The following is a 12,335-nucleotide window of genomic DNA, read 5'->3' on the forward strand; positions in this document are numbered from 1 at the left end:
CACCCCGCCCGCCGCCCTCTAGCGGCTTCCCCCGGCTCTGACCTCGGGCGTACGCCCATGCCCTCATATCGCAAGGAGCGACGATGAACCTTCCCCTGACGCTCACCGACGCCGCGGCGGCGATCCGCGGCGGCGAGGTGACCAGCGTGGCGCTGACCGAGCACGCCATCGCCCAGGCCGACCGGCTGGACGGCGCGCTCGGCACCTATCTGGTCAGGTTCGACGAGGCCGCGCTGGCCGCCGCGGCCAGGGCGGACGAGGAGCTGGCCGCCGGGGTGGACAGGGGGCCGCTGCACGGCATCCCGTTCGGCGTGAAGGACATCATCGCCGCATCGGACGGGCCGACCACCGCGCAGAGCCTGATCCTGGACCCGGCGTGGGCGGCGGGCCGGGACGCGCCGGTCGTCGCCCGGCTCAAGGCGGCGGGGGCCGTGATCACCGGCAAGGTCACGACCATGGAGTTCGCCTGCGGCATGGTCGATCCCTCCAAGCCCTTCCCCACCCCTCGCAACCCGTGGGACCCGCGTACCTGGCCGGGCGGCTCCAGCTCCGGCACCGGCAACGGGGTCGCGGCCGGGATGTTCCTGGCCGGGCTCGGCACCGACACGGCGGGCAGCATCCGCATCCCGGCCGCGTTCTGCGGGGTGAGCGGGCTGATGCCGACCTTCGGCCGGGTGCCGAAGTCCGGCGTCGCGCCCCTCGGCTACTCCCTGGACCACGTCGGGCCGCTGGCCCGCAGCGCCCGCGACTGCGCCGCCGTCCTGGGCGTGATCGCCGGCCACCACCCGAGCGACCCCGACTGCGTGGACCTGCCGCTCGACCTGCCCGCCGCCTGGTCGGACGGGGGCTCGCTGGAGGGCCTGCGGATCGGCGTCGTCCGCGCCCGCCACTTCCCCGAGGGCGCCGACCCGGCCGCCGCACCCGCCTTCGAGGCCGCGGTGACCGCCCTGACCGGGCTCGGCGCCACGGCGGTCGAGCTGGAGCTGCCGTACTGGACCGAGATGCTGACCGCCAACCTGGTCACGGCGTGCGCGGAGGCGCTGGCCTACCACCGCAACGACCTCGCGGCCCGCTGGGGCGACTACTTCGCCGCGACCCGCGCCATGCTCGCCCGCGGCGCGCTCGTCAGCGGCGCCGACTACGTGCAGGCCCAGCGGGTACGCCGGGTCGCGCAGGACGCGGTCGCCCGGCTGTTCGACGAGGTGGACGTGATCGTCTGCCCGACCGCCTCGACCGGCGCCCCGACCTACGAGTCGCTGACCGACGCCGAAGGCCGGCTCGACGTGGAGGCGATGTTCGCCCACATCTTCACGCAGTACTGGGACTGCGTCGGCAACCCCGTCCTGGTCACCCCGATGGGCTTCACCGCGGACGGGCTGCCGCTGTCGCTGCAGTTCGCCGGCCGCCCGTTCGAGGAGGCGGTCATCCTGCGCGCGGGCGACGCCTACCAGCAGGTCACCGGCTGGCACCGGCAGGTCCCCGACCTGGCCGCGCCCCAGCCGGCCGCCTGACCACCGCCACGATCGAAGGAGACCCAACATGACCGCTTCAGCCGACCACACCGCGATCGTCGGGCAGCTGCTCGCCGCCGCCGGCCTCACCGTCCCCGAGGACGAGCTCGCGCTCCTCGCGACCGGGTACGGCTTTCAGCGCGCCGGCGTGGACGCACTCTACGCGGTCCCCGAGGCCCGCTACGCCGATCCCGCGCTCCGCTTCCGCGCCGACGCCCGTATCGTCGACTGGTCCGAGTAACCCCCAGCTCAGCCCCTTCGCGTGGCCGTCCCGCGACAGCGGCGACGGCCACGCTTTCGCACGTCAGAGCCGGTTCTTTCGCGTTTCTAAGGCCGCTCTTAGGGGTGCCACAGGGGTGTTTGACGCCGATCGCGCTCCCTACTCTGAGGATCAAGGAGATCCATCTGTACATGAGGACAGGAGAAGCCCATGGGCTCTCTCGGAAGTGGCAGCGGAAAATGGGTCCGGCGGTTCCACGCCGTGCCGACCGGCAAGATCAGGCTCTTCTGCTTTCCGCACGCCGGCGGATCCGCGAGTTACTACTTTCCCATGTCGCGTTCGTTCGACGGCCGTGACGTCGAGGTGCTGGCCGTCCAGTATCCGGGCAGGCAGGACCGGCGTGCCGAGCCGTGCGTGACAAACCTGGCCGAGCTGGCCGACCGGATCGGGGACGCGCTCGACGAATGGACGGACATGCCGTTCGCGTTCTGGGGGCACAGCATGGGGGCGCTGCTCGCCTTCGAGGTCGCGCGCAGACGCGAGGCGCTGGGCCGGTCGGTCCCGTTGGTGCTGTTCGCCTCGGGGCGGCGCGCGCCGTCCAGGTACCGTGACGGGCGCGTGCACCTGCTCGACGACCCCGGACTGACCGCCGAGCTCACCCGGCTGGGCGGCACCGACCCCCGGCTGCTGGCCGAGCCCGACCTGCGCGCCGCGATCCTGCCGACCACGCGCGCCGACTACCAGGCCGTCGAGACGTACGTCGACACCCTGCGCACCCCGGTGAGCTGCCCGATCACGGCGGTGATCGGCGACAGCGACCCGGACGTCACGCTGGAGGAGGCGGCCGACTGGGCCATGCACACCAAGGGGCGCTTCGACCTGAAGGTCCTGCCCGGCGGCCACTTCTACCTGGAGTCGCGCCGCCGCGAGGTGCTGGCCATCATCACCGGCGCGCTCAAGCGGAGCCTGCCCGTCCCGACGGCGGAAGGGACCGCGTCGTGAGGTACGAGATCCTCGGCCCGCTGCGGGTCCTCGACGGCGGCGTCAGCTCCTTCATCAGCGCGCGCAAGGTCGAGACGCTGCTCGCGACCCTGCTCATCAGATCCGACCAGGTCGTCTCGATCGAGCAGCTCGAAACGGAGCTGTGGGGTGACCAGACGCCGCGCCGGGCGATCGCGGCGCTGCACGTCTACATCTCCCAGCTGCGCAAGTTCCTGGCCCGCGAGGGCGTCGCAGACTCCGCCGTCGTCACCCGGCCGCCCGGCTACCTGCTGCGGATGCGCGACGACGAGCTCGACTTCCAGATCTTCGAGCAGTACGTCCAGCTCGGCCGGGCGCACGTCCGGCAGCACGATCACGCGCAGGCGGTCACGTGCTTCGAGCAGGCGCTCGCGCTGTGGCGCGGCCCCGCGCTGGAGGACCTGCGCACCGGGCCGATCATCGAAGGGTTCGTGATCTGGCTGAACGAGGTCCGCATGGAGTGCATCGAGATGCTCATCGACTCGCAGATGGAGCTGGGCCGGCACCGCGAGCTCATCGGCCGGCTCTACGCGCTGGTCATGGAGTATCCGCTGCGCGAGACGTTCTACCGCCAGCTCATGCTGGCGCTCTACCGGGCGGAGCGGCAGGGGGACGCGTTGCAGGTCTACCAGCGGGCCAGGGCGACGCTGACCAAGGAGCTGGGGCTGGAGCCCTGCAAGGCGTTGCAGGAGCTGCACAGCTCGATCCTGCTGGCCGACGACCGGCTGATGGACCTGTGCGGGTACGAGAGCACGGCCCAGTCGGCCTGACCGGGACGCGGCCGATTCCTCCAGGTGGCCGCGCGAAGACGGCGGAAGGACCCCCGCGGATCGCGGGGGTCCTTCCGTATGCGGCGGGTGCGCGGGGGTCAGGCCCGGGAGCCGGTGAGGGCGCGGCGGGCCTTGGCCGCGCGCCAGAGCAGCCCGAACGTGGCGCTCTGCAGGTTGCTGATCCGGCGGATGCGGAACAGCGACAGCACGGTCCACAGGCGGGTCTCGACGACGTGGCCGGGCGAGCCGTGCACGTCGTCGTGCTCGATCAGGCGCAGGTCCCGTACGTGCCGGGCCAGCAGCGCCGGGTCACCCGCGGGGATGATCTCGTCCTGGGAGCTGGCCACGTAGCAGACCGGGATGTCCAGCGCGGCGAGCTGGTCGGCGGTGAGTGCCCAGTCCCGCATGGACTCGGCCAGGTCAGCCGGGTCGGTCCAGGTGAGGTGGGCGAGCGTGTCGGTCGTCACCCGGGGCAGGCGCGCGTGCCAGTCCCGGTCGGTGAAGAACTCCGAGATCGGCGCGCCCGTGGTGATGACGCCCCTGATCCGCCGGTCCTCCAGCGCGCAGCGCAGCGCCAGGTGGCCGCTGAAGCTCAGGTTCATGGCGTACGTCTGGCTCACGTCGGCGACGTCCGACACGGCGTCGAGCAGCTGCGAGAGCATCCGGTGGCTCCCGGCGTCGTAGCGCAGGGTGTTCTCGCCGACGCCCGGCAGCTCGGTGACGATGCCCGCCATGCCGAGCCGGTCGATCTGGGCCAGCAGGGGAGCCCACTGCTCCTTGACCGTGACGATCCCGCCCATGATCAGCAGAAGGGGGCGCGGCTCGGCCGCCGACAGGCCACTGGCCCAGCAGCGTACGCGGCCGTCGCCGATCGGCAGGTCGAGCCGGTGGATGTCCAGGCCGGCGGAGAAGCGCCAGTGGTCGAGCGCGGTCACGCCCGCGGCGATCGCGGCCTGCCTGGCCGGGCCGTCGGCGAACGGGAAGCGCGCCATCGCGTAGTGGCGGCAGGCGTCGAGGTGACGCCCGCGCTCCTCCAGCTCGGCGGCGGCCCGGCACCACTCGCCGGTCCACGAGCCGGGGCCCTCGCCGTCGTGGCTGATGCGGTCGAGCAGCTCACGGTAACGGGGAATCCGCTGCCCCCGCGCGTGCACCACGACGAACTTCTTCAGCTCGTCCACGTCGTTCATGGCGTGTCCCTTCAGTGAAGCGCTCCAGACCGTCCTTGATGGCGGCCAGTACGTCCGCCGCCTCGGCCCCGTCGATCACCCGGTGGTCGAAGGTCAGGCTCAGCCGCATCGTCGGCGCGACCACGAGCTCGCCGTCGCGCACCACCGGGCGGTCCACGATGCGGCCGGCGCCCAGCGTGATGGTGGTGCCGCCGACCGAGTAGAAGCCGTCCACGGGCCGGTGGCCGAGCGAGGTCACCGCGAACGTGCCGAACGCCGCCGCCCGCCGGCGCAGCGGCCGCACGCCCAGCCGGAACAGCGCGCCCCCGAGCAGCGGCGGCAGCCGGTGCAGCAGCCTGGCGGGCGCGAACTCCGGCAGGCGGGCCGCGTCGCCGTCCCGCAGGTGGTTCACCCGGCGCTGGACGTCGTCCAGGCTGGTGCGCTGCAGGTGGGGGAAGACGGCCGAGAGCACGATCCGCTGCCCGTCGATGGCGCGGTCCAGGGTCAGCTTGCCGTTGACCGTCTCGTACCTGGCGACCTTGGGCCGCAGCCGGCCGCGGACGGCGGCGTTCGCCTCGGGGTGCGCGGCCAGCGCGCGGGCGGCCGCGTACAGGAGGTAGGAGACGATCGAGTACTGCTCGCCCGCCGCTCGGGCGGCCCGGCGGTGCGCCAGCACCGCCGTGGCGTCCACCTCGGTGTCGAGGAAGACGGGGACGATCGGCCGGATCTCGCGCAGGAAGTGCAGGGTGTGCCGGCGCTGCCTGGCCACCGGCGCGATCGTCATCGCGGCACCGCCAGCTCGAAGATGTCCTGGAGGCTCGTCGCCTCCATCACGTCGGGCATGGAGACGCGCTGCCCGGTGGCCCGCTCCAGCGCGATGAGCAGCGCGAGCAGGTGCACCGAGTCCCAGTGGTCGAGCTCGTCGAACCCGAGGCCCGCGTCCTCCACGGTCACCGGGATGCCGATCTCGTCCTGGACGAGGGCGATGAAGTCGTCAATGGTGGTCACGCCGGCCCTCCGAGGCTCGCGGTCAGTTGTACGGTCTCCGGCGCGGACATGATGTCGGCCAGGTCGTGCACGAAGGTTCCGTCCGATTCGGCGGGCCGGAAGCCGTAGCGGGGGTAGAACTCGGCGACCATGCCGTTCTTGGGGGTCCTGCGGTAGTAGCCGGCCACCGCCCGCGCCCCGCTGTCCTTGGCGTGCCGCAGCACCGCCGACAGGCAGGCCTGCTCGATGCCGCGGGAGAAGACCCGGCAGCTCAGCAGGAAGTCGTCGAGGTGGACGACGTCGCCGTCCCGCCGCACGGTGACCACGCCGACCAGCCCGTTCTCGCCGAACCTGTCGGCCGAGCTGACCGCCAGCACCCGCGTCGCCGGGGAGTCGGCCAGCTCGCGCACCTGCTGCGGCTGCAGGCGCCTGGTGGTCAGGTTGAACTGGTTCGTCCGCAGCGTCAGCTGCGACACGCGGGCCAGCTCCGCCTCGCCCGCCGGGCCCAGCCGTACCGTGACGCGCAGCTCGCGCAGGTAGTCCTGAAGGGAGTCGAAGCTGTCCAGGAAGTCCTTGCGCACCAGCTCGTCGCGGTATTTCGAGACCCGGCCGCGGTCCTCGTCGGTCAGCACGCGCGTGTCGAACCAGCCGTCGGCCAGCAGCCGGTCCAGGTGCAGCGCCGGGTCGTCGTCCACGGCGATCACCGCCACGCCGGGCAGGGCGTGCCGGACCAGGCCGCACTCGTACGGGCTGTCGTCCACGAACACGAACGAGTCGATCCCCACGTTGAGCGACCCGGCCAGCTCGGTCAGGTTGTCGTGCTTGGGACGCCAGTTGGCCACGACCCGGACGAAGTCGTCCTCGCGCAGCGTCATCCGGGGATGGCCGCTCAGCACCTCGCGCACCGGGCGCAGGTCGTTCTTGCTGACGGCGGCGAGCAGCACGCCCTGCGCGGAGATCTGCTTGAGCCCCCGCTGGAACGCGCGGAACGCCTCGCCCTTGACGCTGTCGGCCACCTCGATGCCGTCCGGGCCGTCCTCGCCGAGCACGCCGCCCCACACCGTGCCGTCGAGGTCGACGGCGAGCGTCTTCTTCGTCCGGCCGGCGAGGTGGCGGGCCAGGTGCCCGACCTGCCTGGCGTACGCGGCCAGCAGCTCGGCCGACAGGTGCGCCTTGGCGTACACGCTCATCCGGGTGTCGGAGGCGGGCACGCCGTCGGCGAGCAGCGGGTCGAGGTCGAGGACCACCGCCGAGCCCTGGCCGGACAGCCGCAGCAGGCGGGCGTTGGCCTCGCGCCAGATCGCGCCGAGGCGCGCCCGCGAGGTCAGGTCCACGAGCTGGGCGGCGAACCGGCGGGGCAGCGGGATCGTGTTGAGCACCAGCGTGCCCCTGGCCGTGCCGGCGAACCTGGCGGCCAGCCCCTCGATCAGGTCGATCTTGGCCTCGAACACGGCGGCGACGTCCTCCGGCCGCCACGGGCACGGCACCTCGTCGAGGACGATCGCCGGGTCGAGCACGCACAGCACCAGGTCGGGGTCGCGGGTGTACAGGTCACTGGCGGGATCTCCGAGCTCGAACACGTAGCCGTCGAAGTCACCCAGCGCGACCGCGGCCAGCAGGCCGTGCCTGGCCAGCTCGGCGGTCAGCGCGGGAGGCAGCATCGAGAGCGTGCTGTGGCCGGTGATCGCGACGGTCGTCGTCGGGGTCTCCGGGTGCTCGCGCAGCACCTCCTCGGGGTCCAGCCTGGCCAGCAGCCGGCCGGCCTTGACCAGCCCGGCGCCGTCCAGCTCGGCGAGCAGCCCCCGCACGCGGGGGTACTCGGCGGCCAGGCGGCCCGCTCTGTGCAGGTCCTCGATCGTCATCAGACCTTCTCCAGCGCGTACGCCGCCTTGATCCACTTGCTCGACTCGATGGCCACGCCGACCGCCCGGTCACCCGTCACCATCCGCGGCAGAGCCAGCTCGATCTGGAAGAACGGCAGCGCGTTGCCGGTGTTGCCGGTGCTGCGCACGCAGCTCACCTCGGCGGCCATCGGCAGGTCGAGCGTCTTGAGTATGCGCGCGGTCATCGCGCCGGACAGCTGCGGCGGCAGGACGTAGTCGATCTCGTCGTCCTTCCAGTCCAGGTCTTCGAGCAGCTCCTGGAGGGCCTCGGCGGCCATGGTGGGGACCGACTCCTCGATGGCCTTGTAGTCCTCGACGGCCGGCGGCTTGCCCGAGTCGAGCTCGGCCGCGCCGTACCACTCGATGACCTGGCCGGGGGGCCGGTTGAGCCCGGTGAGGCGGGCGAAGACGCGGCGCAGCACGACCGAGCCGGGACGCGGGTCCGCGCTCAGCACGACCGCGCCCGCGCCGTCCCCGAACAGGACCGCGTTCACCTGCTCGCCGGGCGGCAGCTTGGCCATGTCGACGGTGGTGTCCAGGTGCTTGGCGCAGGAGTCCCCGCCGATGACCAGGGCGGTGCGGTGGCGGCCGGACTGGAGCATCTGGTGGGCCACGTCGAGCGCGCCCACGGCGCCGGAGCAGCCGGACTGGAGCTGGTACGTGGGGATGTCGTTGATGCCGAGCCGGTCGGCGATGAGGTTGACGGTGGCGGGCATGAGCATGTCGGGCGAGGAGGTGCCCATGACCATGAGGTCGATGTCCCCGGCCCCGACGCCGGCCGCGGCCATGGCGCGGGCGCCCGCCTGCTCGCCGATGTCGGTGAGGGTGTGCCGGCGCTCTCCCGTGGCCAGGTCGACGGCGAAGTGGCGGTTGTCGGTGCCGATGAACGCGTCGATCCAACGCTCCCAGACGGTGGGCATGCCGAGCAGGCGGGCCAGGGTCGCGTTGTCGATCGGGGGGCCGGGCAGCGCGGTCCCGGCCGCCAGGATGTGGATGTCTGGGCCTTGCATCCGGTGTCCTCCTAGGAAATGCCGGTGACTACGCCAATGGTGGATTCAGGGGCTTAAGCCGGACTAATCCGGCGCTATGCGGTGGGGCGGCCGAACCAGGTCAGCAGCGCCTCCTCCAGCCCGCCCGCACCGTCCCGGGTCCCGCCGGGCTGGCCGGGCTTGCCGATCCCGCCGGTTTCGCCGATTTCAGTGGCTTCGCCGGTCCACGCGACCCGGCCGTCCGGGCGCAGGAGCAGAGCGCCGGCCGGGATCTCGGGCGTGGGGGAGGCCACGACCACGTTGATCCGGTCCGACCAGCCGGAGAGCGCCCCGGTCGAGTCGTCGCCCGCCGAGAGGTCGAGGAACCCGGTCGAGTCGTCGCCCGCCGAGAGGTCGAGGAAGAGGCCGCGCCCGGTCCGTGACACCTCGGCCAGCGAGACCACGCCGTCGGGCGTGCTCAGCGGGACGGCCCCGAACCGCCGGCCCACCAGGGGACGGCTCTCGTCGCAGCCGTATGTCACGTCCAGGCCCCCGGCCATCCTGACCAGGTGCTCGTTGACGTCGTCGTACCCGATCAGCTCGGAGATCACCTCGCGCAGCGGGGTCACCTCGGGCAACGGGTGCATGAGCGCGACCTGCGCCCGCGTCGTCAGGCAGGCTCGCGCCCCCACCGGATGCCGCTCCCGGTGGTAGCTGTCCAGCAGCCCGGCGGGCGCGTGGCCGGCCAGGTCGGCGGCGAGCTTCCAGCCGAGGTTCACGGCGTCCTCGACGCCGGTGCTGAGCGCCTGCCCGCCCAGCGGGAAGTGCACGTGCGCCGCGTCGCCCGCCACGAACACCCGGCCCGCGCGATAGCGCTCGGCCTGGCGGGTGACGTTGTGCCAGCGGGCCAGCCAGCGCGGTGTGCCGATCTTCACGTCGTGCCCGACCAGCCGGGCGATGCTCGCCTCGATCTCGTCCACGGTGGCGGGGATCTCGTCGTCCCAGCCCTGCACGCCGAACTCGCCGGTGGAGACCCGCAGCAGCCCAGGGCCCGAGGGTCCGACCGTGAAGACCCCACCCGGGTGCTGGTGCGCGCCCAGATGGGGCATCAGCTCGCCGTCGGCCGCCACCTCGGCGACGATGCCGTGGAAGGGGGCGTCCACGCCGGGGAACCGGATGCCGGCCAGCCGTCGCACGGCGCTGTTCGCGCCGTCGCAGCCCACCAGGTAGCGGCAGGAGATCTCGTCGCCGCCCGCGCTCACCGTGACGCCGGAGCCGTCCTGGCGGACGCCGGTCACCTCGTGGCCGCGGCGGATCTCGACGCCCAGCTCGCGGGCCCGCGCCTCCAGGCAGGACTCCAGGTGCGACTGTGGCACGAGCACGGTGCTCGCGTGCCGCTCCCGCATCCTGCCGGGGTCCAGCATGAGGTGGGCGAAGTGCGCCTGCGGCCACTCCAGGCCGCCCGCGCGCACCCGGTCCGCCAGGCCGCGCTGGTCGAGCAGCTCCACGGTGGTGGCGTTGATGGCCATGCCCGGTGAGTCCTCGCGGGCGACCGCCCGCCGTTCCAGCACCAGGGGGCGCACTCCGGCCAGCCCCAGCTCGCAGGCGAGCATCAGGCCGACGGGTCCCGCGCCCGCGATGACGACGTCCATCCTGATCATCCTCCTGAGGGTGGGGTGGCGCCTGTCGCGCCGAGTTGCAGGTGTCTGGCGAGCGCGGCGATCGTCGGAGCGTCGAAGATCGCCGTCGGCTCCATGTCGAGCCCGATCGTGGCCAGGTGGCTGCTCAGCTCCAGTGCGGTGAAGGAGGAGAAGCCGAGCGTCAGCAGGTCGCTGTCAGGGGTGATCTCCTCCGGCGTGTCGTGGCCGAGGACCATGGCGGCGTAGGTGCGTACCAGGTCGAGGAGCACCTGCAGCTGCTCGAACTCGGGGCGGTCCTTCAGGTCCCGCAACACCGACATGCCGGGTACGGCCGAGGCGGCGAACATCCCTGCCCCGGCGAACCCGCCGGAGGCCGGTGCGGACCCGGCGGGCGGCTCGTCGCCCACGCCGCGCAGCAGCGCCCGGCTCCGGTCGGCCGTCAGCCGCTCCCAGTCGGCGTCGGCCACGACGAGCGAGCCGTCGCCCTGCCACAACGCGGCGACCACGGCAGCCGGCGCGGTGTCCCGCAACCCAGGCGTCCGCGCCTCGCCCGGCCCGCTCTCGCGTTGCCACGGCTGGGGCTTCTCGTCCGGCTCGCTCCCGCGTTGCTCCGGTCGGGGCTTCTTGACCGGCTCGCTCTTTCCTTGCTCAGGCAGAGGCGTTTCGGTGGGTTCGCTCGCGGGCGGTCGTGGCTCGGCGGGGTGGTCATCCTCGGCCCAGGGGCCGGTGGCGACCCATACGGCGGCCTGCCCGGCGGCCCGGCGGCGTTCGGCCACGGCCTGCGCGCACGCGTCCGCCGGCGCGCGCTCCGCCAGGCCCGGCACGCCGAAGGAAGCCGAGGAGGGGGAGACGATCGCGAAGGCCGCCAGCCCGAGGTCGCGGGTCAGCTCGTCCAGGTTCGTCATGGCCCGCAGCTCGGCATCCAGAGCGGCGTCGGCACGTTCGAGCTCGGACGACCCGCCGACCGTGGGCGATTGAGCGGTCGAACCGTCGTCGGCGGTCATGGGTGTTTGAGCGGTGGCGACGTGGTGGGCGGTCATGGACGGATGGGTGGTGGCGAGGTGGTGGGCGGTCATGGGTGATGGGGTGGCGGCGACGTGGATGGCGGCCGTCAACGGGCGGTCGGCGGGGGCGGCTCGCAGGGCCGCCGCCAGCGCCTCCCGGTCCGCCGGGTCGCAGGCGACCACCGTGACCCGGGCGCCGAGCGCGCTCAGCTCGGCCTCCAGCCGCGCCTGCGCGCGCCGCCCGCCCGGACGCAGCGGCAGCAGCAGGCGCTCGGCCCCGTCGGCCGCCAGCCGGCGGGCGAGCCGGCCACCGGCCGGGGTGTCCGCGCCGGTGAGCAGGATGGTGCCGGTCTTGTCCCAGGTGGGCTCGGTGGCCGCGGCAGGCGCCAGGCGGAGCGTGTACGCGCCGGAGCCGCGGACCGCCACCTGGTCCTCCCCGCCGTCCGCCAGCACCGTCGCGAGCAGCGCGGCCACACCCGAGCCGACGGACGCGGGCAGGTCCACGAGCCGGACCCGGGGGTCGGACTGCCCCAGCCCCCAGACCTGCGCCTGGGCCAGGCGGGGCGGCTCGTCGGCCGCGCCCACCCGGACGGCCCCGCTGGTGACCACCCAGAACGGCACCTCGCACTCGCCCGCCGACCGCAGCTCGTCGAGGCTCCCTCCGGACCGCAGCAGCTCGGCGGTCGCCGCGAAGCCTTCGGTCCCCGACCGCAGGGCCGGGTGCGGGTCCTCGTTCAGGGCGGCCAGGGACAGCACGCCGTCGATCCCGGTACGCGGCAGCTCGCCGCCCATCGGGACGGTGACGACCGTGACACCGTCCGCCGCGGACAGGGCCGCCACGACCTCCTCGGCCGGCCGGGACCCGGGCGGGACGATCACTGCCCACGTGCCGGCGAGCCGCCGCTGCGCCGGGACCGGCGCCGGTTTCCAGGCCGGCCGGTAGCGGGCCCGCTGCTGCCGCCGCCACGACGCGAGCGTGGGCAGCACGGTGTGCAGCGACGCCCGCTGCGCGTCCGACACCCGCAGCGCCGACACCAGCGCGTCCAGGTCCTCCTGGTCCACGGCGTCCCAGAAGCGGGCTTCGCGGGCACTCGTGGCCGGTTTGACCGCCGGGTTGAGCCAGTACGGCTGCCGCTGGAAGGGGTAGGTCGGCAGCGGGGCGGGGT

11 protein-coding genes are annotated in these 12,335 nt (G+C 73.3%); 4 read left to right on the plus strand and 7 right to left on the minus strand.

Annotated features, from left to right (window positions below; translation table 11 throughout):
• Positions 1-83: 83 nt before the first annotated feature.
• The 4 genes from ETD85_RS53260 (at position 84) to ETD85_RS53275 (ending at position 3,521) form a co-directional block, all read left to right on the plus strand.
• Positions 84-1,511: an amidase gene (locus tag ETD85_RS53260; protein WP_138697505.1), complete on the plus strand. Its 1,428-nt coding sequence runs from the start codon at positions 84-86 to the stop codon at positions 1,509-1,511.
• 28 nt (positions 1,512-1,539) lie between these two features.
• A complete protein-coding gene (locus ETD85_RS53265) occupies positions 1,540-1,752 on the plus strand; it encodes a hypothetical protein (protein ID WP_206059452.1) in 213 nt (70 codons plus the stop codon).
• A gap of 189 nt (positions 1,753-1,941) precedes the next feature.
• Complete coding sequence (locus ETD85_RS53270) at positions 1,942-2,733, plus strand: thioesterase II family protein (protein WP_138697506.1); 792 nt, start codon at positions 1,942-1,944, stop codon at positions 2,731-2,733.
• Positions 2,730-3,521 (plus strand): AfsR/SARP family transcriptional regulator, encoded by a 792-nt coding sequence (locus ETD85_RS53275; protein ID WP_138697507.1) that lies wholly within the window; start codon positions 2,730-2,732, stop codon positions 3,519-3,521. The genes ETD85_RS53270 and ETD85_RS53275 overlap by 4 nt, the downstream gene beginning before the upstream one ends.
• Positions 3,522-3,619: 98 nt before the next feature.
• Here the strand turns inward: ETD85_RS53275 and ETD85_RS53280 are convergent, their stop codons facing one another.
• The 7 genes from ETD85_RS53280 to ETD85_RS53310 all read right to left on the minus strand — a co-directional run.
• A complete protein-coding gene (locus tag ETD85_RS53280) occupies positions 3,620-4,708 on the minus strand; it encodes an alpha/beta hydrolase (protein WP_138697508.1) in 1,089 nt (362 codons plus the stop codon).
• Complete coding sequence (locus tag ETD85_RS53285) at positions 4,635-5,471, minus strand: 2-oxo acid dehydrogenase subunit E2 (RefSeq protein WP_138697509.1); 837 nt, start codon at positions 5,469-5,471, stop codon at positions 4,635-4,637. Before ETD85_RS53285 ends, ETD85_RS53280 begins: the two co-directional genes overlap by 74 nt.
• On the minus strand, positions 5,468-5,695 hold the full coding sequence (locus tag ETD85_RS53290; protein ID WP_138697510.1) for a phosphopantetheine-binding protein: 228 nt from the start codon (positions 5,693-5,695) through the stop codon (positions 5,468-5,470). The genes ETD85_RS53285 and ETD85_RS53290 overlap by 4 nt, the downstream gene beginning before the upstream one ends.
• Positions 5,692-7,536, minus strand: coding sequence for an HAD-IIIC family phosphatase (locus ETD85_RS53295; protein ID WP_138697511.1), 1,845 nt, complete (start codon positions 7,534-7,536; stop codon positions 5,692-5,694). Before ETD85_RS53295 ends, ETD85_RS53290 begins: the two co-directional genes overlap by 4 nt.
• On the minus strand, positions 7,536-8,567 hold the full coding sequence (locus ETD85_RS53300; RefSeq protein ID WP_138697512.1) for a 3-oxoacyl-ACP synthase III family protein: 1,032 nt from the start codon (positions 8,565-8,567) through the stop codon (positions 7,536-7,538). Before ETD85_RS53300 ends, ETD85_RS53295 begins: the two co-directional genes overlap by 1 nt.
• Positions 8,568-8,641: 74 nt before the next feature.
• Complete coding sequence (locus ETD85_RS53305; protein ID WP_138697513.1) at positions 8,642-10,186, minus strand: FAD-dependent oxidoreductase; 1,545 nt, start codon at positions 10,184-10,186, stop codon at positions 8,642-8,644.
• Positions 10,183-12,335: KR domain-containing protein (locus ETD85_RS53310; RefSeq protein ID WP_138697514.1), on the minus strand; the 2,153-nt coding region annotated here is incomplete at its 5' end. The genes ETD85_RS53310 and ETD85_RS53305, both read right to left, overlap by 4 nt.

Origin of the sequence: Nonomuraea zeae (assembly GCF_005889725.1) — a bacterium.
Lineage (GTDB): Bacteria > Actinomycetota > Actinomycetes > Streptosporangiales > Streptosporangiaceae > Nonomuraea > Nonomuraea zeae.